Origin of the sequence: Photobacterium lutimaris (assembly GCF_003025555.1) — a bacterium.
Lineage (GTDB): Bacteria > Pseudomonadota > Gammaproteobacteria > Enterobacterales > Vibrionaceae > Photobacterium > Photobacterium lutimaris.
This window is the reverse complement of sequence record NZ_PYMH01000007.1, coordinates 240845-261472: the sequence shown is the minus strand read 5'-3', so window position 1 is coordinate 261472 and position 20628 is coordinate 240845. Positions and strand designations below refer to the sequence as shown.

At 50.1% G+C, this 20628-nt stretch carries 18 protein-coding genes and 1 rRNA gene; 14 read left to right on the top strand and 5 right to left on the bottom strand.

Going from position 1 to position 20628, the window contains the following annotated elements:
• Together C9I99_RS16060 and C9I99_RS16055 are read right to left on the bottom strand one after the other, a co-directional pair.
• Positions 1 to 125: ribosomal RNA gene (locus tag C9I99_RS16060) — 16S ribosomal RNA — on the bottom strand; the annotation flags it as partial.
• Between the two features lie 459 nt (positions 126 to 584).
• A complete protein-coding gene (locus C9I99_RS16055) occupies positions 585 to 1493 on the bottom strand; it encodes a glycosyltransferase family 2 protein (RefSeq protein ID WP_107349888.1) in 909 nt (302 codons plus the stop codon).
• Positions 1494 to 1600: 107 nt separating this feature from the next.
• Here C9I99_RS16055 and C9I99_RS16050 point away from each other — a divergent pair, with 107 nt between their 5' ends.
• From C9I99_RS16050 to C9I99_RS15985, 14 genes are all read left to right on the top strand, one after another.
• Positions 1601 to 2740: a glycosyltransferase family 4 protein gene (locus C9I99_RS16050; protein WP_107349887.1), complete on the top strand. Its 1140-nt coding sequence runs from the start codon at positions 1601 to 1603 to the stop codon at positions 2738 to 2740.
• On the top strand, positions 2737 to 4131 hold the full coding sequence (locus C9I99_RS16045; RefSeq protein ID WP_107349886.1) for a lipopolysaccharide biosynthesis protein: 1395 nt from the start codon (positions 2737 to 2739) through the stop codon (positions 4129 to 4131). Before C9I99_RS16050 ends, C9I99_RS16045 begins: the two co-directional genes overlap by 4 nt.
• Complete coding sequence (locus C9I99_RS16040; protein WP_107349885.1) at positions 4128 to 5459, top strand: O-antigen ligase family protein; 1332 nt, start codon at positions 4128 to 4130, stop codon at positions 5457 to 5459. The genes C9I99_RS16045 and C9I99_RS16040 overlap by 4 nt, the downstream gene beginning before the upstream one ends.
• Positions 5443 to 6138 (top strand): acyltransferase, encoded by a 696-nt coding sequence (locus C9I99_RS16035; protein ID WP_107349884.1) that lies wholly within the window; start codon positions 5443 to 5445, stop codon positions 6136 to 6138. The genes C9I99_RS16040 and C9I99_RS16035 overlap by 17 nt, the downstream gene beginning before the upstream one ends.
• Position 6139: 1 nt before the next feature.
• A complete protein-coding gene (locus C9I99_RS16030; protein ID WP_107349883.1) occupies positions 6140 to 7264 on the top strand; it encodes a glycosyltransferase in 1125 nt (374 codons plus the stop codon).
• A 119-nt stretch (positions 7265 to 7383) separates the two neighbouring features.
• Complete coding sequence (locus C9I99_RS16025; protein ID WP_107349882.1) at positions 7384 to 7725, top strand: putative periplasmic lipoprotein; 342 nt, start codon at positions 7384 to 7386, stop codon at positions 7723 to 7725.
• Positions 7722 to 9164, top strand: coding sequence for a GumC family protein (locus C9I99_RS16020; RefSeq protein ID WP_107349881.1), 1443 nt, complete (start codon positions 7722 to 7724; stop codon positions 9162 to 9164). The genes C9I99_RS16025 and C9I99_RS16020 overlap by 4 nt, the downstream gene beginning before the upstream one ends.
• The gene (locus C9I99_RS16015) at positions 9161 to 10237 is read left to right on the top strand and encodes a glycosyltransferase (protein WP_107349880.1); all 1077 of its coding nucleotides are present in this window, start codon (positions 9161 to 9163) and stop codon (positions 10235 to 10237) included. The genes C9I99_RS16020 and C9I99_RS16015 overlap by 4 nt, the downstream gene beginning before the upstream one ends.
• Before the next feature lie 11 nt (positions 10238 to 10248).
• Complete coding sequence (locus tag C9I99_RS16010) at positions 10249 to 12066, top strand: sugar transferase (protein WP_107349879.1); 1818 nt, start codon at positions 10249 to 10251, stop codon at positions 12064 to 12066.
• A gap of 56 nt (positions 12067 to 12122) precedes the next feature.
• Complete coding sequence (locus C9I99_RS16005; protein WP_107349878.1) at positions 12123 to 12437, top strand: STAS domain-containing protein; 315 nt, start codon at positions 12123 to 12125, stop codon at positions 12435 to 12437.
• A 1-nt stretch (position 12438) separates the two neighbouring features.
• Positions 12439 to 13233, top strand: coding sequence for an OmpA family protein (locus tag C9I99_RS16000; protein ID WP_107349877.1), 795 nt, complete (start codon positions 12439 to 12441; stop codon positions 13231 to 13233).
• Entirely contained in the window at positions 13230 to 15905 is a 2676-nt protein-coding gene (locus C9I99_RS15995) for an SLBB domain-containing protein (protein WP_107349876.1), read from the top strand. Before C9I99_RS16000 ends, C9I99_RS15995 begins: the two co-directional genes overlap by 4 nt.
• On the top strand, positions 15902 to 16594 hold the full coding sequence (locus C9I99_RS15990; protein ID WP_107349875.1) for a P-loop NTPase family protein: 693 nt from the start codon (positions 15902 to 15904) through the stop codon (positions 16592 to 16594). Before C9I99_RS15995 ends, C9I99_RS15990 begins: the two co-directional genes overlap by 4 nt.
• 33 nt (positions 16595 to 16627) lie before the next feature.
• Positions 16628 to 18103 (top strand): response regulator, encoded by a 1476-nt coding sequence (locus C9I99_RS15985; protein ID WP_107349874.1) that lies wholly within the window; start codon positions 16628 to 16630, stop codon positions 18101 to 18103.
• Between the two features lie 21 nt (positions 18104 to 18124).
• Here the strand turns inward: C9I99_RS15985 and C9I99_RS15980 are convergent, their stop codons facing one another.
• The 3 genes from C9I99_RS15980 to C9I99_RS15970 all read right to left on the bottom strand — a co-directional run bounded on the left by C9I99_RS15980 (position 18125) and on the right by C9I99_RS15970 (position 20611).
• Positions 18125 to 19105, bottom strand: a complete 981-nt coding sequence (locus tag C9I99_RS15980; RefSeq protein WP_107349873.1) for a glycosyltransferase family 4 protein — start codon at positions 19103 to 19105, stop codon at positions 18125 to 18127.
• Positions 19106 to 19201: 96 nt separating this feature from the next.
• A complete protein-coding gene (gene rplQ, locus C9I99_RS15975; protein ID WP_107349872.1) occupies positions 19202 to 19588 on the bottom strand; it encodes a 50S ribosomal protein L17 in 387 nt (128 codons plus the stop codon).
• 33 nt (positions 19589 to 19621) lie between these two features.
• Entirely contained in the window at positions 19622 to 20611 is a 990-nt protein-coding gene (locus C9I99_RS15970) for a DNA-directed RNA polymerase subunit alpha (protein WP_107349871.1), read from the bottom strand.
• Positions 20612 to 20628: the final 17 nt, after the last annotated feature.

The window sequence follows — 20628 nt, the reverse complement described above, 5'->3', positions numbered from 1 at the left end:
CACCCGTCCGCCGCTCGCCGCCCAACAAATCACCCGAAGGGTCAATGTTGTCGCTGCCGCTCGACTTGCATGTGTTAGGCCTGCCGCCAGCGTTCAATCTGAGCCATGATCAAACTCTTCAATTAAAGTTTTGGCTCAATGAAATACTGTTAAATCACTACCGAAGTAATGATTGAATTGACTGTGCCAAAATACCTTTCCTATAAATAGAATCGCTATTTTGTATTGGTCACTCAGTTTCATTGATAATTCTTTTGTTGACTATCATTTCACGAGTGCCCACACAGATTGCATGGTCAAATTGTTAAAGAACAAAATATTCAACTTATTATCAACTTCTTAGCGAAGCTAACTCTCGTTGAACAGGGCAGCCATTCTATCCAAACAAACTTTTGTGTCAAACACTTTTTAAAATTTATTTTTCTTGGCTTATTCCCTTACCGCTCGGTAGTGGGCTTTTCAGCGCCGCTCTCCGTGTCGGTGATGCGGCATTATAGAGAGAGAATAATTATTGGCAAGCATAAAAATACAAATAAACACCAACAGAGCAAAAAATAAACCATAGGGTGATAACTGGATCATTTTTACGACAAAATGTTCAATATGTCTCGACCAGCCGCTTTTACTCTTTGCTTACTGGGCTGCAGGCAAAGCACGGCTAGCTCCTGGCAGGCCGAAATGAGATAGGCTTTTTTCAATCGGTTGTACTCTGCTTTTCCCGTCACCCAGCGTAAATATCCCGCCAGGAGAGCTGCAGGGTGCTTACTGACTTTGGCGCGGTGCTTGTTCAATATTAACTTCATCGCATTAAGACGCTTGTTATGATCCCGGCTTATCGCATCCGCTCTATCTGAGGTGTAGTGGCACAAATTAAGATTAAGAACTCCGACCCCTCCTTCCTCTGCCACTTTTAACCACAAGTCCCAATCAGAAGCCGACTTCAAATCAGGATCAAATCCTCCTACTTCAACTAAGATCTGTTTTTTCACCATAACCGTACTGGTTCCCACCACATTCTCGGCATAGAGCAACGGAGTAAAAGAAGGAAAAACAGATACCGGTTCGGGACTGAGTTGTTTGCGAAAACGCGGCCAATAGTCAAAACACCCAATAATTGGTTGCCCCAATTCGGTCATATGCATGTAATCGGTAAAGCTGCATACCAGCTCAGGATTGTGCTGATGGAGCGATAACTGTTGAGATAATTTGTTTTCCAACCAGGAGTCATCTGCATCGAGAAAAGCGACCCACTCGTTGGAGCAATGCTCAATCCCATGATTTCTTGCTTGCGATGCCCCAGTCCGTTCGGTGAGCAGTAGTTTCACATCACTCTGCTGTGCCAACCACTTCCGCGAACCATCACTCGAACCATCATCAACCACAATGATCTCAACCGGCACGCCTTGCATCCGGATACTTTCGATCGCCCTTGGCAAAGTTTGCAGGCAATTGTAGTTGGGGATCACCACACTCACTTCTGTTTCTGAGCTCATCACATCCACCTTTTTATTATCTCGTTCACTACCCCAATGCAATCCACACGCCAATGCGTGTTGGCATCAATATTGGATAGATAACCGAAAACAGAGAGGATAGAGCAATGAAGAAAATTGGTTATGTTATCCCGGTATTCCCAACGCTATCCGAAACATTTGTTGGTGTAGAGATGCGGGCGATGAAGGCGCTGGGACATTCCGTTCAACCGTATGCCTTCAGCCCCGGACAGCATTTCCAACCTGCTGATGAGGAACTTAAACAACATTGTCGCTATCTTTCATCAGCCCCCAAATACCCGATTCAAGCGCTTTGGAATATTGTCCGATGCCATAAATTTCTCAGACAGCAACGTGGATTTACCTACCTATCACTACTGCGCCAAGGGTTGCAGCTGGCTCATATGGCCAAAAGAGACAACTGTGAGCACCTTCACGCCCACTTTGCCTGGCACAGTACTGCAACGGCCATCGTGGCGGCCAAACTACTTAACATTCCCGTCTCATTTGTTGGTCACGGCGCCGATATTTACGCCACACCGCAAGACATTACCAGCAAGTTGCAGGCAGCCGATTTTGTCTGTGCGGTGACCAAAGAAATGCAAATTGAGCTGCAAGCTGCAACGGAGTGTCCAGTTTTGCATATACCTTGTGGAATTGATTCAACCCAATACCCACCTCTAACGTCAGATTGGCGCCCCCAAAAAGATTTTCTGTTTATCGGACGGTTAGTCGAGAAAAAGGGACTGGACACTCTGATAAAAGCATTAAGCCAATTACCCTCCAATACCTCTTTAGACATTGTCGGTGATGGGCCGCTACTGCCTCAATTACAGCAGCAAGCCCACCAGCAGGGTATCGCTTCCCAAATTCACTTTTTAGGCCGCAAAGAAGCAACATGGTACCGGCAGCATGCCAATGACTATAAAGCACTGGTTGCCCCTTTTACTATCGCTCCCAACGGTGACAAGGACACCGGTCCACTGGTTATTAAAGAAGCTATGGCGCTGGGACTACCGGTTATCACGACCGATCTGGCCGGCTGCAGTGAAATCCTTGAAAACCAATATGGCTATCAGGTTCCGATGAATGATCACATGGCATTAGCGCGAACAATGGCCGCTCACCGACTCGAACCTGTCACCAAACTCACTAAGCTCCGGGAAAAAGCGTTCAACCGAGTCATGGGGCAGTTCACCGCCCTCTCTCAAGCCAAGAGGCTGTCAGCACAGGTGAACGCATTATGACCCCAACCCTGACCATGGCGGTATACGCTGTTGGCTTGATCAGCAGCAAGCTTATTGCGTTAATCCTGCAGCCTTTTGTAACCCAGTGGTTGGGTCCCGAACAGTTTGGCCGATTGGATGTACTCGTCGCCTTGGGCAGTTTACTGACATTGATCATGTCTTTTGGGATCAGTGATGCCATTTATCGCTTTGCGCATGAACAGCAGAATCAAGACGATATTTTCCGAAATGCACTGGGGCTTCTCCTCACCATCGCAGGCGGGTTAACCATTGTCGCCCAGCTGGCGGTACCTTGGTTGCAACAAGTTCTGCCCGGCGAACCACCATTATTTGCCTTGCACTGCTTGCTCACAACCCTGTTTCTCAACACGCTAAGCTGCGTCCCTCTGGCTATATTGCGAATCCGCAATCAGGCTAAGATCTTTGTCGCCGCACAAGTCGTGTTCGCCCTGATTCAGGGGTTAGGCATCTTGCTGCTAGCCCCACATTATGGCGTTGATGGGGTAATGGCAGCCGGACTCGTCGCCCAGATAGTACAAGTGATCGTATTAGCCAAGCACTTCCCCTCCCCCAAGCTAGGCCATATCAGACTTTTCTTTCGATATGGACGAGCAATAACCCTTTCTGGCGTGCTTAGTTTTATTGTCATTGGCGCTGAGCGCTGGGCAATCGCTGACACGTTAGGGCTTAGCTTGCTGGCACCGTACGCCGTTGCAATACAATGGGCTATCGCTGCAAGCTTGTTACTCGAACCTTTTGGCCTATGGTGGTTTCCCAAACGTTTTGGCTTAGTCGACACAGCAGAAGATCGCCAGCAGGCCGCAGTAATCAGTATCGTCGGCTGTCAGTTAAGCTGTTTGGTCACGGCAGGGATCATCGTCGTCGGTTCTCGGTTTTTGCTTTGGTGGTTGCCTGATGATTTTCATGCCAGTTCCGAGATGCTGCCACTGCTCGGTATCATGGTGATGTTCAAACATGCCAGCACCCTACTCAACATCGGTTGCTACCACCAGAAAGACGGTAAAAGTGTGGTGCTTATCGGTGTATTCGGTGCTTGCTGCGCCTTGGGGATATTATTGTTCATCCTTCCCGAATATGGTCTTTTCGCGTTTATTGGAGCCGGTATTGGGCTTCAATTACTACGCTTAGGCTTGTTCTATTACTACAGCCAACACTATCTGCACCTGCCCTATCCGCTTGGCCGGCTCGCAGCCAGCTATGGCCTGATAATGGTCTTGCTGACGGCTCATTATCAATTGTCCCCAGCCTACGAAGTCATATGCACTCTACTATTGATTGGTCAGGTCAGCTGGCCTTGGGCACAACGCAAACTCATTCAGTGTCGCCAAAAGAAATTGGACAATTCACTAAGGGTGGGTAGAGCACGATGAAGAGGCAAAACCAGGGGCTCCTAGCCCTCACCAGCAGCGGACTGATTTTCTTTTTCTGGATGTCTCAGGGCAACCTAGTACTGTTAGTCAGCCTGCTTTTTGTCTTGCCTTTCGTCATTAACCAGGCATTCCTCATTTGTGTTGGGTTTATTATTTTCTCCTACTTCAGGATCCATGAAGCCTTCCCTTTATTAATGCCATTGAAGATCCCCCAGCTCTTGGCCTTGGCAAGCCTCGCCGGGCTTGGATGGCAACTGTGGTTACAAAGAGAGACCATCAATTGGCACCGGTTACAAACATTATTCTTGCTGTTTAGCACCTGGGTGCTGGTCTCCTGCCTTTGTGCCAGCAATCGTGGCGAGGCATTTGCCAGCTTCAATGGCAACTTTATCAAAATCGTGATTATGGTTTTCGCTATCAGCTGGCTGCCACAACGGCTACCGCAGCTGAAAATCATCCCTTACCTTCTCTTGCTCAGCGGCCTGTTGATCGGTGGGTTGGCTCTGTTTAACAAAGCCAATGGCATTGGTCTCGTCGAGGGAACTCGGGTCACTATCGGCAGGGATATCGGCTCCATGCTTGGCGACCCCAACGATCTGGCATTGGTGCTCCAGTTCCCAGTCTCCTTTGCTATGGCCTACAGTTTCCATGGTCCTAAATGGCAACGGGCTTTGTCCGTCATCGTACTGATTATCATGATCATGAGTGTACTGGCGACCCAAAGCCGTGGTGGGTTATTGGGTATTGCCTGCGTGGTCTTTGCTATGGCTCTAATGAGAAGCCGCTCGATTGTATTGCCCACCATCATCAGCGGGATCGGGTTGTTGGCACTGATGGTCTTGGCTGGGATCAGTGACCGAAGTTCGGGTGGAGCCGCTGAATCTGGGATTGATGAATCAGCGATGGGGCGGATCTATGCCTGGCAAGCGGCCTTCAATATGGCCGTCAGCAACCCATTCACCGGTGTCGGCCTCAACAACTTCTACTACAACTACTATTTTTATTCTCCGCACTGGGATGGCAAGAATCACGCAGTGCACAGTACCTGGCTTCAGATCCTTTCTGAAACGGGCTTCGTTGGGTTGGTATTATTCCTGCTTATGGTTATTGGAGCCCTGCGTGTCAGTTACCTGTTGCTCAAGCGACTTGAACATCATGAAATGAAACCGCTGGCACAGGGACTGTGGCTCGGCACCTTATCATTTTGTGTCAGTGGCACCTTCCTCACCCAAGGCACCACTTGGCCCCTGTATATATTGATCGGGTTACTACTGGCTTTAGACAGACTCACCCTCAATCAGGAGGCAAATTATGCGCGCACTCGTTAAGGCCCACCTGGCCCCCAATCATTTTGCCATGCTCAAAAGTGTCGTCCAACAGCTTCGTGGTAGCTACGTACCCTGTATTCCGCTTTTGCATCGCGGCTTGTACCATCTGCATATCACCGTCAAGCAGAGCCTTCATTGCATTTTGCAAAAAGCCTATTTCACCCCGATGTTTATCTCCCGCCTTGCCAACAGACCCCGACAACTGCACCTCGACTGCGGTATGCCGCAAGTCTTGGGCTCATTGGCAATCCATCTCGGTGAACAATGTCGCCTGTCCGGTATCGCAACTTATTGCGGACGAACGTGGGGAGAGCAAACACCCCAGCTCATCGTGGGTAACAATGTCGATATCGGCTGGCAGAACATCCTCGCGGTGGGAGGGACAATCCGCATCGACGACAACGTCAGGCTGGCAAGTAAAGTGTTCCTCGCAGGGTTTCCCGGCCACCCGTTAGATCCTATCGCCCGCGCCCAGGGCAAACCGGATACCGAACAGCAAATCGGGGATATTCATCTGTGCCGCAATGCATGGCTGGGTACTGGCGTGATGGTAATGGCAGGAGTCACGATTGGGGAAGGTAGCGTGATCGCCGCCGGTAGCGTGGTGACTAAAGATATTCCTGCCGGCGTACTGGCTGGCGGCAACCCGGCGAAAGTCATCAAACAATTGGAGTCTTAACATGGAGTTTCTCGTTTTCGGCGAAGACTGGGGCCGCCATCCCTCCAGCAGCCAGCATTTATTACAGGCTATCGGACAACAATATGATGTTCACTGGATCAACTCCATCGGCTTGCGCCAGCCAACATTGAGCCACCGAGATATAAGGCGGATGTGGGAAAAAGTGACAACGCGAAGCCGTAATACCGACACTGGACAAAACGCGCATATAGATAGGCCCACGACTGTGATCAAGCCATTGGTATGGCCAATGGCGCAACACGCAATTCTCAAAGCACTCAACAACCACCTCTTGAAAAGGCAACTTTCAAAAAAAATATGCCGGCGTGTCGTATGGGCTGCGCTGCCAAGTGCCGTTGATTACCTTGATATCTGTGATAGTGATTTGGTGGTTTATTATTGCGGGGATGACTTTGCAGCGCTTGCAGGTGTAGATCATCAGCTGGCCGCCACCGCCGAGCAGCGTCTTATTGCTCGGGCTGATATCATTTTTGCCTGCAGCCCAGCCCTGAAGGCAAAGTTTCCCGCCGGCAAAACCGTTCTGCTACCACACGGTGTTCATTTGTTGCAATTTGCGAAACCTACTACCTGCCCAGAGGATATTGACCCATCCCGCCCTAGCATTGGTTTTTATGGCAGTCTGAATAACTGGCTGGATCAAACACTGATTATCAAGCTGACGAAAGCTAGGCCTAATATCAACTTCTATTTTATCGGCCGCCAAGATTGCAATACCGAGCGACTACGCCACCAAGAAAACATCATCCTTCTCCCAGCCAAGCCCCACCAACAGCTAGCTCGCTACCTGCAACACTGGAATATGGCGATTTTGCCCTTTATTGATAATGAACAGATCCGCGCCTGCAACCCGCTAAAGCTGAGGGAATATTTGGCTGCTGGCTGCCCAGTGATCAGCAGTGCATTCCCGGCTACTACGCCCTACCGCTCAGTCATAACCACAGCCACCAACACAACCGAATGGCTAAATGCAATCGACCAATATTGCCAATGGACACCGTCACAGAGACAGCATTATTCGCAGCGCGCCTATCAAACAGTTGCCCATGAGAGTTGGAAATGCCGTGCAACACAAGCCATTGAGGTAATTAAACAAAACTTAAGCTAAGCCTTCTCCTGCTAAGCCATGTCAATTATTTCAGACGCTAGATTACAATTTCCCTAACTTCGGGCACTTTTTTTGCTACCAATAAATGGAGTAGCAAACTAATAAAGACCGGGGGAAAAATGAAAAGGATGATAATAGCGATTAGTTGCTTGTTGATATTTGGCTGTGCGTCGCAGCCCAAGCAGACAGCCTTGACGCTTTTTTTCAGCCCAGAGCAAACCTCACTGACGACGGAGCAACAACGCAAGATAAGTGAATTTTTAACTGATAATCCCTACCACCAGCTTGTCGCCAAAGTGGCACCGGCAGACTTGGCCAACCCTTTTGAGGCGCTGCTGCAAGGACAAAAGCGTATTCAGGCCGTCAGCAAACTAACTAATCGCCAGAGCATTCCCCTGCATCTGGAATACGCCCCCAACCAGACTGCCGATACCCTGATATTGCAAAGGCTGTCCCCATGAGAGCCCAACTTTTTGCCAAGTTATATCCGCTACTACAGGCCTTGTGGAATCATCGCTACCTGCTATTGATCCCCATGCTTATCATGCCGCTACTCATGACCGCAGGCGGATCGATAAAGGCCAAACGCTACTATGCCCAAACCACAATTCTGGTACAGGAAGCAGCGATGCTAAACCCGTTCTTGGAGGATTTATCAATTTCAATGAACCTGCAAAAGCGGATCAAGGCACTACGGGTACTGCTCCATAGTCAGTTTGTTCTCGAGCAGGTTGCTATCGAGCTCAAGCTTGCACCAGCCCATAGCCCAAGCCAGGTCAGTACTGTGGTCAGTCAACTGAATAGTAACCTCAGTGTCAACTTGATTGGTAATGATTTGGTTCAGTTGGGGTTGAACTGGCACACCCCAAGAGAGATGCCAGAGATCCTCAATAAGCTCTCCGAATTATTCCTCGATAAGCTCCGAGCCCCAGGCCGTGCTTCGATAGATGGTTCCGAGCTTTTCCTTCAGCAACAACTCGAATCAACATTAATCGATTTGGAAAATGCCGAAAATGCTTTGGCGGCATTTAAATCAGACAATGCCGGTAACTTGCCCCAGCTACAAGGAAGTCGGATCCAAAATGACGCCCAAATTAATACCCAGATCCAAGAAACCAGACTCGAGTTGCTCAACGCCCAAGCCAAGCGGAATAACTTCTATAACCGCTTAGCCAGCACCAATCCAGTTGTCGGTATGCTCGAAACGGAAATAGTCAAAGCCGAAGCTGAGCTGGCCATCCTCAGAGCCAGCTATACCGACCGCCACTCCTCGGTCAAAGCCATACTCCGTCAGCTAAATCGCCTAAAACAAGAGCGTGCTCGCCTTGTTGATCAGCAGCAATCGCTCAACGCCCAAGAAGTGGGCCAGCTCTGGCAGCGCATCGCCAGCAATACCCAGCAACTCGATAACCCCAGCCAGCCGATCCTAATCAGCCAATTCGAACAATTACAGCAAGCAGAAAGCCAAATTCATTCGCTAGAGGGGGAGCTTCAACTCCTGGAGTCTCAGGCTTCACGCTTGCAAGATAAGCGGGCTGAATTTGCCCAATTGGAGAAAGAGCTGACCGTATTGCAGCGTAACTATGACGTCAAAGCCAAAATATACAACCAACTGCTAGAGCGTTACGAAATGGCCAAGGTCACCGGTCAGCTGGGACGTTTCGAAGAACCCGACAAACTCAAGATCATAGCCCGCCCCAGCGTGCCAAGCCAACCGTTGAATTGGCCATGGTGGCTAAACTTCACTATGGGTATCTTTGTCGGTCTTGGGCTTGGGCTGTCACTGGTTTGTGCCGTACAGCTACTAGACACCCGCCTTTACCAAAACCGACAGATTGTCCGCTTGACCAAAGCCCCGGTATTAATTCGCATCCCCTACTTTTCCGAGGAAATGTCATGACTACCACTACCTTGCAGGTTGTCCAGCACTTAAGCCCCGGCGGCATTGAAAGGCTGGTACTCAACCTAGTGCGATTTGCCTCTCCTGACAATCAGGTATTTGTTGTTGCGCTTGAGGGCAATAAAGAGCAAGCAATCGAACAATGGCCGGAATTGGCCCCACTAGCGGATCACTTATATTTCCTCGATAAGCCCCACGGTCGCGATTTGAGAACCGTTTTCAAGTTACGGCGGCTTATCCGCACATTGCAAGCCAAGGTGATCCATTCCCATCATCTAGGGCCGCTGCTCTACAGTCGCGCAGCCAGCCTCGGGCTGAAAGGGATCACCCATATCCAAACCGAGCACGATAGCTGGCACCTTGACGATCCCAAACAGCGCCTGCTCACCCGTAGCCTGCTGGCTGGAAGCAACATCCAGCTTGTCGCCGACGCTCCCCGCATCGCCGAACACCTAAAATCCCAAGGGATCCTTGCTGATCATGTCATCATCAACGGGATCGACACCCAGCACTTTGCGCCTGGGCAGGCTAATCAGGCAAGACACCGTCTTCAGCTGCCTACCGATAAGTTAATCATTGGCGGTGCCGGGCGTTTAGTGCGAGAAAAAGGGATCGATACCTTACTTGAGGCACTGGCAGCATTACCCGAGGTTTACCATGTCGCCATCGCCGGCCACGGCCCTGAGCGAATTCAGTTAGAACGCCTGTCGCAACAGCTAGGGCTTACTGGGCGTGTCCACTGGCTGGGGCGCTGTGACAACATGCTGAACTTCTACCATGCAATTGATCTTTTTTGTATGCCGTCTCGCCAAGAGGGACTTCCCCTTGCACTGCTTGAAGCCCAGTCCTGTGGCAAACCTGTTATTGCCTCCGATGTTGGCGGGATCCCCGACTTGATATGCCCTCACAGCGGTCACCTGATCCCAGCTGAGCACCCCATGATACTCGCCAAAGCCTTGCGTGACAGACTGCGTATGCCAATCCATGATTGCCAGCAAACCAGCCAATATATTCACCGCCTCGCCGATGTCCGGGAAATGACGGCCTCATATGAATCGCTTGCTAACAGATAAGGGAGAGCACCATGACGATCAGTTGGATGGTATTAATCACAATGACCATAGTGATTGTCTATCACCATGTCATTTATACTGGTTTGATGATATTCCTTGGAAGAAAAGAGCCCGTAAAAAAGAAAGGTAGCCACCGCACAACAGAGCCACCGCTATCTGCAGGATCGACCGAGCTCCCCTCCGTCGCGATCCTCATTCCGGCCCACAACGAAGCTGACTTTATCGAAGCCAAGCTTGCCAACCTATTGATGCTGAACTACCCGCCAGAAAAGCTCTCTGTTTGGATTTGCTGTGATGGCTGCAGTGATAATACCGCAGAACGAGCCCTAGGGTTTAAGGACAAATATGCCGAGGCTGGTATTCAGCTGGAGTGCATCGTTGAGACGAACAATAAAGGCAAAGTTGTGCGCATCAATCAGCTACTCAGCTTGATAAAAGACAAGGTTGATTTAATCGCCATGTCCGATGTCTCAGCACTGCTTTCCATTGACGCCCTAACCCAAGCCGCCGAGAGCTTTACAGACCCCAAAATAGGGGCGCAGACCTGTAACTACCTCCTGGCCGAGGCCACCCGTGGCGAGGAGCAATACTGGCAATGGCAAAACTCGATTCGCCAAACCGAATCGAAACTCGGCAGTGTTATGGGAGGCAACGGGGCCTTCTATATTGTTCGAGCACCGCTATTTTCCTCCTTGCCGGAAGATACGATCAATGACGATTTCATCCAGACGATGCTGGTGATCAAGCAAGGCTACCAGGTTCAATTCAACCACTATATCAACAGTGTCGAGCTCTCTCCTTCGTCCGAACAAGATACCTATCAACGCCGGCAGCGTATCGGTGCCGGCAACCTGCAGCAATTGATCCGCTGCCGCTTTGTGTTCCGTCATAACCATCATGGCGCGCGCTGGCTATTTACCTCAGGTAAAGCACTCAGAACCCTGATGCCGTTTATTCTGATCGGCTATTTCCTGTTATCGTTAGCCTTGGCTATTCAGGGTTCAGCTCTTGCCCAACTCTTAACAGCCCTACAAGCAACCGGATACTTAGCTGCCACCCTGCCCCGTTTCGGCCTGCACAGCAAGCTGACCGATAAGCTGCATTATTTTGTCAGCGGTTATGCCGCTTCATTGATTGGCATGCTCCGTTATTTCATGGGGCATTTTCGTAGTGGCTGGCGCCACCTCCCGCCATTATCTAGCTACCAGGCTCAGTCCACCCAATTGCTCAAACGCACCAGCGATATCTTGCTGGCCACAACCGGTATGGTTTTGACCTTACCACTCTGGCCGTTGATTGCCTTATTGATCAAACTGGACTCCCCTGGGCCGGTGTTCTACCGCCAAATGCGGGTGGGTAGGATCAGCGAAGAGCAAGTGGAACTGTTTGATGTCATCAAGTTTCGCTCTATGTCCCACAACGCGGAGTCAAAGTCAGGTGCCACCTGGGCCCAGCAGAATGACCCTCGCATAACCCGCATTGGCCATTTTCTCCGCGTCACTCGGTTGGATGAGCTTCCCCAGTTTATCAATGTCATCAAAGGGGAAATGGCGTTAATCGGCCCTCGGCCGGAGCGGCCAGAGTTTTGTGGCACTTTGCAAAATGCATTGCCATTTTACCTTGAGCGAACCGCCGGCTTGAAACCCGGGATCACCGGCCTGGCCCAAGTCAGCCAGGGCTATGACAGTGACCTGGAAGACGTGAAAAACAAAATAGGTTTTGATCACGCCTATGCCTTAGCCCTCAGCTCACCATTACAGTGGATCAAAATGGATCTGTTCATTATTTTCAAAACCATTTACATCATGGTGAGCAAACGCGGGCAATAATTGGCACAGCACTTGTATTGGTAGAGGAGGAACATCAACAACGCAAAAGGCCAGTTATGAATCAAGCAGTAAATAACTCCAATATCGGTCTGACACTTCAAAATGAATTTGATGCCCACCTCGCCAGACAGATGGAGCCCGAGTTCGAAACACTCAGTCAAACTGATAACGATGAGCTGATCATTGATATGACAGAAGTACAATTTATTGACTCCTGTGGAATAGGTGCCATTGTTTTCTTATACAAACGCTTAAAAAGCAGAGGAAAAACATTACGCCTGCTCAATGTGAATGGCCAACCACGCCAGCTGATGAAAATGTTAAGGATCGACAAGGTGATCCCTTTGATCACCTCAGCGGAGTTATGTTGATATGGGAAGACTATCAAGCCTGCTAATGATGCTACTGGCCAGTGGCTGTACCACCTGGCCTACCACCGGAGATACGCCTTATGCAGCGCCGGATGTTGATCAGTGGCATGAGCTTGAGCATCACAGTTTCGAACTCCAACTGCTGGCAACCCGCGGGGCCAAGCTGTGCCTGCCGGGACAGTATCAGCAGCTTGCCAATATCCATGATAAGGCTAACCAAGAAGCCAAGGCCGGATTCACTGATGATGCAGATATCACCTTGCTTGCCTATCAAACCCAGTTCGCCAAGATCCAACGCCAGATGGACTGGCTAGAGCACCATACCGAATGCCTAGATACTCGCTATTCCGAGATACAGTTGCGGGATCAATTCCTACTATTAATGCGGATTGATAACCAGTTCGCCTTTAACCGCGCCAAACTGCTGCCTGATTATCAAAATGCATTGCGTCGCGCCGCATCGATTCTAAAACGCCAAGATCATTGGCAACTTCAATTGACCGGACATACCGACACCATTGGCACAACACAGAGCAATTACCAGCTTGGCATGCGACGAGCCGATACGGTCCGCCGCTATCTTATTGAGCAAGGGGTAGACTCCCATCAGATTTCAATTTTCAGTGCCGGTGAAATAGAATCTATTGAAGACCCTAGGTCAAGAACACAGCGTCTAAGCAACCGCAAAGTAGATGCCAGAGTACTGGTCGATCACCATACCCGATCACCACATAGGGTTTATTCACTCAGTGACTGGCATGCAGTCAAAGAGCAGCTTAGCCCGGGCTCGCTATGATCAGGTTGCTGCTACTCCTTTTCCTGATCATTATTTCGCCAGCCTGGGGAGCTAACCTGACCCCTGGAGATCGGGTTTTTCTCCAACTGCCGGGAGAAAATGATTTCGATGAACCTTTCACTATCGACGATCAAGGCCAAATCAGGCTGCCGGAAATCGGCCTGGTGCCAATTGCCGGATTGAGCCTACCGCAGGCCGAAAAGCAATTGCGCGAACGGCTCAAAACGGTTTATCGCAACCTCGACGAATTCAAACTCAGTATTCTTGAGCAAGTCTTGCGGGTACGAGTCCTAGGTTATGTCGAGGAGCCGGGCATGATCTCGCTCAAGCCCGGAGCCAATGTCCAAATGGCGATTTCCGCAGCAGGCGGTGCCCGCCCCGGCGCCCAACTGGATCAATTCAAGCTGATCAGAAATGACAGCTCCCAACGGTTCAATTACAAAGCCTACCTTGACGCTGGAGACCCAACCAAGCTTCCCGCTTTACAAGGTGGTGATACCATCTTTGTCCCGACTTCACCCTTGCTCGGTAACGTCGAGGTCGATTTTGACGCCGCCTCGCTAACAAAGGGGGGAGATGCCGATGAAGAGCAAGGGATCACCATCTTCGGTGAGTTACGTAACCCCGGTACATTCAGCTTCAAACCGGGTATGACGGTCGTCGATGCCTTGATGCGTGCGGAGGGTGTCACCCGCTATGCTGATGTGACAAAAATCCGAGTGATCACCGATAACACCCCCTACCTTTTTGATCTCAAAGCCTATCTAGATACAGGCATCACGAAAGATTTACCGCCGGTAAAGCCCGGCACCACCATCTTTGCCCCGATAGAAGTCGAAGATATCAATACCACCTCACGGACTGTCTATGTGATGGGTGAGGTCAAAGCCCCTGGGGCTTACGAGAGTTCGCCGGGAACCGGCTTCATCGATGTGCTGGCCAATGCAGGCGGTCCAACCCGTTTTGCCGATACCACACAAATAAAACTGCTCAGCAATACCAAGGCATCAATGACAATCAACCTTGTCAAATATACCCAAGCACCCGCTTTGTACCCCTTACCTGACATGGTGCCAGGCGATGTTATTTTCATTCCGGAAAAAATCGATTTCAACGAAAAGTCCTGGCTCAAAGTCACCAACGATCGCGCCATCAAAATTATCGGTGCGGTCAATAAGCCCGGCCGCTTCGAGTGGAATGACACCATGAGCTTCATGGATCTACTGGCGCACGCCGGCGGCCCGAAGCAGCAAACCAACCTGTCGAACATTCGTATTGTGCGCGAGAATGCCAAGGCCGATGAACAGAGAGTCACCACCTTCGACTTCCTAGCCTTCACCAAGCAAGGCAAGCCGCAAAGTCAGCTGCCACAATTACAAGCGGGCGACACCATCATCTTTGATGAACTGCCTCACGACCCAACCGACAACAAAGCCAGCTGGCTTCGCCAATCAGCACTGGACTCTATCTATATCTTCGGCCAAGTCGGTGCCCCAGGGCGCTATGCGTTCAACAGTGAGCAAGGATTCCTTGATATTCTCTCCGCGGCCGATGGGCCAACGGGTGAAGCCGACATCCAAGATGTACTTATCACCCACCGTAACGGTAAAACCACCAAGGTGACCCGATTCAACCTTGCTCGCTACTTCAAAACCGGTAATGAATCCTTGTTGCCCAAAGTAGTTGCTGGTGATGTCATTTTCTTACCGCAAGTCGATACAGTTGCTGATACCGAGGCCATCAAGGTGATGGGAGCGGTAAAATCCCCAGGTCGCTTCAATTGGAACGTCAGTATGACTTTCCTTGATGTACTGGCACTGGCGGGCGGACCGCTGCAGCAAGCCAATATCACCAATATTCGGATCATCAAGGAGAGCCGTCAATCACAAGATAATGTGGTGTACTTTGACCTTGATAACTTCATCAACGAAGGCGGCAGTTTTACGGCCTTACCCCGTTTGGTCGCCGGCGACACCATCGTTATCGATGAGCTACCGCACGATCCTACCGACAACAAATCCAGCTGGATCCGCCAATCCGCCGATGATTCAATTTATGTCTTTGGCCAAGTCGGCGCACCGGGACGCTATGCCTTCAATCGCGAGCTGGGCTTCCTTGATATCCTTTCTGCAGCCGACGGCCCCAATGGCGATGCCGATCTACGCCAAATTCGCATCAGCCACCGTAATGACAGTACAGCCCGAGTCACCCGCCTCAATCTATCGATGTATTTCGATACGGGTGACGAAACCTTGCTGCCCGAGATCGTTCCCGGTGACGTTATCTATGTGCCTAAACTGGAAGGAAACTGGCTCGATAAGCCGGCAGAGCAAGTCGTCCGACTCATGGGCTCTGTCAACAAACCCGGTCGTTACCCGTTCAACAGCCAAATGAACATCCTCGATTTGCTGGCCGAAGCCGGAGGCCCTTCTGACAGTGCCTATATAGAGCGGATCATGATAGTGAATACATCATGTTGCGGTGATAAAGCCCAAACATTCAACCTGCGCGACTACGTTATCGATCCAGCCAGTTATCCCCTCCCGCTTTTGCGCCCCGGTGATACCGTTTATGTCCCCAGCCTCAATGATTCTGTCGGCGAGCAATGGCGTCAGGGCCTAAGGGATGTACTGGGGATATTTACCTTGATAGCCTTAGGAGCAGCATTATGAAACCTTGGCTTAGTGGAGAATATGACCAACTCTTTCACCAGATTCATCAACGCCATGCCCGGGTGATCACCTTGGCTGGCGCATCAAGGCATTGTGGGACATCAACCCACTGTAACTGGCTGGCACGCCGCTGCGCCGAAGATCACAAAGTTTTGTTGGTCGATCTGGATCTAGCCGGTTCAGGACAAGGCTATTCCTCTCGGCCTTGGTGTAGTAATGGCGAAGGAGAATCGGATGCGATACTCCAACTGACAGAGCAACTAGACTTACTCCCATGCCCAAGTAAAGAACAAACTATCTTGGAGCTGCGCCAACCGAATACCTTTCAGCAAGCACTTGAGCGCTGGAAGCAGGATTACCACTATATCCTTTGTGATGTCGGCACCATGACCAATACTAATTGGCGAAATCTACCGATCAATGCGCTTAGCCATGCCAGTGATGCAACCATCCTCTGCCTCGCCGCCGCCAAGACGACAGAAAGTGAACTACTAACCTGTGTCAGCAAGCTTGAGCAAAATGGCATTTCCTTACTGGGTACATTAATCAATGATCAATCCAACCCATCCCTCGCCGAGGAAATTATCCGAGTATTGAATGGGAAAGCACGTTGGATACCGCAAAGACTCAAACGTAAACTGGTCGGTTACCTGCAAGGCAGCCCGCTATTACAAGGAAAATACCAGTAACAAAGCAAAACGCCACCCCAAGGATGACACAACATGAATCAGGTTTTGTTCCAGCGCCAGTTTGCCCTTAGTTACGAAAACCTTGCCCACATCCGCCGGGTACTGGATGACAGAGCCTCTGCACTCCAGCTTAGTCCCGACTTGATTCAAAGTATCAAGTTGGTCTGCAGCGAATACTGCGCCAACTTACTGGATCACCAAAAAATGCCCGCGACTCGCTGTAGTATCTGCTATGGGAAATTTGCAGGCCAATACCGGCTCGCCATTACCGATAATGGCTCGCCATGGCCAGCACAAACCCAGTGTTTATCCGATGCGGTTCTGCCGGATTATCCGAGTGAGTCAGGAATGGGGCTTGCCATCATCAAAGCGACATTCCCGGACTTTAGTTATCAAATCTTGCCCGATCACAACAAGATTGAGTTTAGCCTCCCCTTACAATCTGCCAGAAAGCACCTTGTCATTGTCGATGACAGCCGCAGCCAGCTCGCCATGCTGACAAGCTACCTTGAGCAAAACTATCAACTCTCCATTTTCAGCCAGGCTGATGATGCGCTGAAGTGGTTGCAAACCAACCACTGCGATTTGGTCCTCACTGACTTATGGATGCCGAATCTCAACGGGTTGGAATTCCGCCGGCAGGTGGGTCACTTGCGCCACCACCGCTTGCTGCCCTTTGTTTTTCTCTCTGGCGACACCGCATCGGATACTATGTCGGCTGTCACCCAATCGGGGATAGATGACTTCCTGGCCAAACCCATCAACAAGCAGCACCTGCTGCAGGTATTGGATCGGGTACTCAAGCGACATCACCATTTACTGGATGCGTTTGAGGACAACTTGCTGCAGCGGCTCGAACATACAACCCCACAAGGGGCAACTGGCGATCAAACCACAACATCAATCACGGTCGGAAAATTCAATATCCAGCTCAGCCGGGAGCCAAAGATCAGCGGTGACTTTTTTATTCATCAGACGATGGCTGATGGATCGGAGATGATGATCCTTGGCGACCTGATGGGGCATGGCATCGCCGCTAAAGCCAACGGAGGAACGTGTTACGGTTTGATCCAGGGACTCCTGCTCAACCCTGCTCAAACACCCGCCCAATTATGCGAGCGACTTAACCTGTACCTCTACCAAGCCCAGTCCAACAGCCTAGTATGCTTGCTTGTTATTCATCTCGGTACAGAAAATAGGGTTACTCTCTACAATGCAGGAATGCCAAAACCCATTCTATGCGATGCTTCCTGCCACCATCTCAATGAGACGGTGGGGTTATTGGGCTTGTTTGATACGCTACAATGGGAAGCCTGCCAGCTAACGATGCAGCCTGGTACTAGCCTGCACGGCTACAGTGATGGATTGCTTGAGTCAGTATTGCCCGAGCAAGAACGGAAGAAGATGGCACGAATGCCAATTGATGAGCGTCACCATTACTTATGGCAACGCAACCCAGACAGCCATGACGATGACCGTACCTTAGTGAGTGTAAGTTACCGTAGCTGACAGGGTTGGGCATGAAATCTATTATGCTAAGCGGTAGATCTGCGCCAGTTGCGACCAACACGCCTCGCCACTGAAGTGGGCTCTCACCCACTGTTGCTGGCGCTGTGAAAGCTGCAGCCACTGACCATCGCCTCCACGCTCAAGCTCAACGACCACCTGACGGAGTGACAGCCAGTCACTTTCAGCAACTATACACTCCGCATCCAGCAAGGACGGCATCTCCCCGACATCGGTTGATAACACCACAACACCGTGTGCCATAGCTTCTAGTGCGGCCATCGGCATGCCTTCGGCACGCGAAGGCATGAGTAACACATCTAGCTGTTTCCAGTAAGGTGTCATTGAAGGTACCGAACCGTGCCATGTTAGTGCTTCACCATCCAATAGGTGAACTTGCTCACCATCACCAAATACATGGCATTCAATTCTCGGCAATTGCTGGCTAAGGGAAACAAAACGGTCAATCGCTTTTTCATGACTCAGTCGGCCGACAAACCCCACTTGCAAAGTCGGATGGCGTGTTCGACATACTATATCCTTTTTGCAACGTACAAAATTGCGCAGCAATTCGCAACGAAATGGTTGCTGCTGCCTGATTTTATCGCTAACAGCAAGGTTATAAGACAAGCATCCACTATAGCGGTTGAGCCACTCATAGCAGGCTAGCTTTCCCGATACCGATTCGCCAGCATGAAAAGTCGTCACAAGATGGAAGGGTGCGATCAACGTAAATAGACGCGAAAGAATGGAGGCTTTGTAACCGTGGGCATGGACAACATCATCAGCCGTTAGATTACGAAAAAAACCAATGACAGATGAATCAGATAGAAAACGATATGGGATCTGGAGGAGGTTGAGTTGGTTGTACTGCGGGTGAGAAGGGTAATACTGGAGAAATACAACCTCAACGTCGGTCTGTTGTGATTTAAGCAACGCGGCTAACTGCTGGATATGGCTTTCAATACCACCAAAGCCGGAGCTGTCGACAAACAGGTAAATCATACATTCGCTTCCTTGTTGTTTGGGATAACAAGAAAGTTTATGCAAAAAAAAAGCCGAGTCTAAGACTCGGCCTCTTCTTATTTAACGCGCTTTTGCTTATTCAGCAGCAGCTTCTTCCTGAGCTTCAGGACGATCTACTAGCTCGATATAAGCCATAGGGGCTTTATCGCCAGCACGGAAACCGCATTTCATAATGCGAGTGTAACCGCCTGGACGCTGAGCAAAACGTGGGCCCAGTTCGTTAAATAGTTTCGCAACAACTTCGTTATCACGAGTACGTGCGAATGCAAGACGACGGTTAGCAACACTGTCGGTCTTAGCTAGGGTAATCAATGGCTCAATTACGCGACGCAGCTCTTTTGCCTTAGGCACGGTAGTCTTGATAAGTTCGTGACGTACCAGAGAGCCAGCCATGTTGCTGAACATCGCTTTGCGATGGCTGCTGTTGCGGTTGAGTTGACGACCACTCTTACGATGGCGCATGACCTAATCCTTCTAACTAGATATCAGTAACTATTAATCTTCAGCAATTGATGCTGGCGGCCAGTTTTCTAGGCGCATGCCTAGAGACAGACCACGTGATGCCAGCACGTCTTTGATTTCTGTCAAAGACTTCTTACCAAGGTTTGGAGTCTTAAGAAGCTCTACCTCAGTACGCTGAACGAGATCACCGATGTAGTGGATCGCTTCTGCTTTTAGACAGTTAGCAGAGCGAACAGTTAGTTCAAGATCGTCTACAGGACGCAGTAGGATCGGATCGAACTCCGGCTTCTCTTCTTTCTCTTCAGGAACACGTACATCACGAAGATCTACGAATGCATCCAGTTGCTCAGCTAGGATAGTAGCTGCACGACGGATAGCTTCCTCAGGATCAAGTGTACCGTTTGTCTCCATATCGATAACAAGCTTATCAAGGTCAGTACGTTGTTCTACACGTGCTGCCTCAACGGCGTATGCGATACGGTCAACTGGGCTGAAAGTTGCATCAACTAGCAGACGACCAATTGGACGCTCATCTTCTTCAGTGTGAATACGAGCAGACGCTGGTACATAGCCACGACCACGCTCTACCTTGATGCGCATGCTGATATCAGCATGGTCATCAGTTAGGTGGCAGATTACGTGCTCTGGGTTCGCAATCTCAACATCACCGTCGTGGGTGATGTCACCTGCAACAACAGGGCCTGCACCAGATTTATTCAGAGTAAGGATAACTTCGTCTTTACCCTCAACCTTAACGGCTAGGCCTTTAAGGTTTAGAAGGATTTCAAGGATGTCTTCCTGTACTCCTTCTTTGGTGCTGTACTCGTGTAACACACCGTCGATTTCTACTTCAGTTACGGCACAACCCGGCATTGAAGATAGAAGAATACGACGTAGAGCGTTACCAAGAGTGTGGCCGAAACCACGCTCAAGCGGCTCAAGAGTTACTTTTGCATGCGTCGTGTTAACTTGTTCAATATCAACAAGACGTGGCTTAAGAAATTCTGTTACAGAACCCTGCATTGTGTCCTCTCTTAACT

Excerpts from the sequence above, each read along its gene's own strand:
- C9I99_RS16030 (WP_107349883.1), top strand. The coding sequence starts at position 6,140 with ATGGAGTTTCTCGTTTTCGGCGAAGACTGGGGCCGCCATCCCTCCAGC.
- C9I99_RS15990 (WP_107349875.1), top strand. The coding sequence starts at position 15,902 with ATGAAACCTTGGCTTAGTGGAGAATATGACCAACTCTTTCACCAGATT.
- C9I99_RS15995 (WP_107349876.1), top strand. The coding sequence starts at position 13,230 with ATGATCAGGTTGCTGCTACTCCTTTTCCTGATCATTATTTCGCCAGCC.
- C9I99_RS16000 (WP_107349877.1), top strand. The coding sequence starts at position 12,439 with ATGGGAAGACTATCAAGCCTGCTAATGATGCTACTGGCCAGTGGCTGT.
- C9I99_RS16050 (WP_107349887.1), top strand. The coding sequence starts at position 1,601 with ATGAAGAAAATTGGTTATGTTATCCCGGTATTCCCAACGCTATCCGAA.
- rplQ (WP_107349872.1), bottom strand. The coding sequence starts at position 19,588 with ATGCGCCATCGTAAGAGTGGTCGTCAACTCAACCGCAACAGCAGCCAT.
- C9I99_RS16035 (WP_107349884.1), top strand. The coding sequence starts at position 5,443 with ATGCGCGCACTCGTTAAGGCCCACCTGGCCCCCAATCATTTTGCCATG.
- C9I99_RS16015 (WP_107349880.1), top strand. The coding sequence starts at position 9,161 with ATGACTACCACTACCTTGCAGGTTGTCCAGCACTTAAGCCCCGGCGGC.
- C9I99_RS16040 (WP_107349885.1), top strand. The coding sequence starts at position 4,128 with ATGAAGAGGCAAAACCAGGGGCTCCTAGCCCTCACCAGCAGCGGACTG.
- C9I99_RS16005 (WP_107349878.1), top strand. The coding sequence starts at position 12,123 with ATGAATCAAGCAGTAAATAACTCCAATATCGGTCTGACACTTCAAAAT.
- C9I99_RS16020 (WP_107349881.1), top strand. The coding sequence starts at position 7,722 with ATGAGAGCCCAACTTTTTGCCAAGTTATATCCGCTACTACAGGCCTTG.
- C9I99_RS16025 (WP_107349882.1), top strand. The coding sequence starts at position 7,384 with ATGAAAAGGATGATAATAGCGATTAGTTGCTTGTTGATATTTGGCTGT.
- C9I99_RS15970 (WP_107349871.1), bottom strand. The coding sequence starts at position 20,611 with ATGCAGGGTTCTGTAACAGAATTTCTTAAGCCACGTCTTGTTGATATT.
- C9I99_RS16045 (WP_107349886.1), top strand. The coding sequence starts at position 2,737 with ATGACCCCAACCCTGACCATGGCGGTATACGCTGTTGGCTTGATCAGC.
- C9I99_RS15980 (WP_107349873.1), bottom strand. The coding sequence starts at position 19,105 with ATGATTTACCTGTTTGTCGACAGCTCCGGCTTTGGTGGTATTGAAAGC.
- C9I99_RS16055 (WP_107349888.1), bottom strand. The coding sequence starts at position 1,493 with ATGAGCTCAGAAACAGAAGTGAGTGTGGTGATCCCCAACTACAATTGC.
- C9I99_RS16010 (WP_107349879.1), top strand. The coding sequence starts at position 10,249 with ATGACGATCAGTTGGATGGTATTAATCACAATGACCATAGTGATTGTC.
- C9I99_RS15985 (WP_107349874.1), top strand. The coding sequence starts at position 16,628 with ATGAATCAGGTTTTGTTCCAGCGCCAGTTTGCCCTTAGTTACGAAAAC.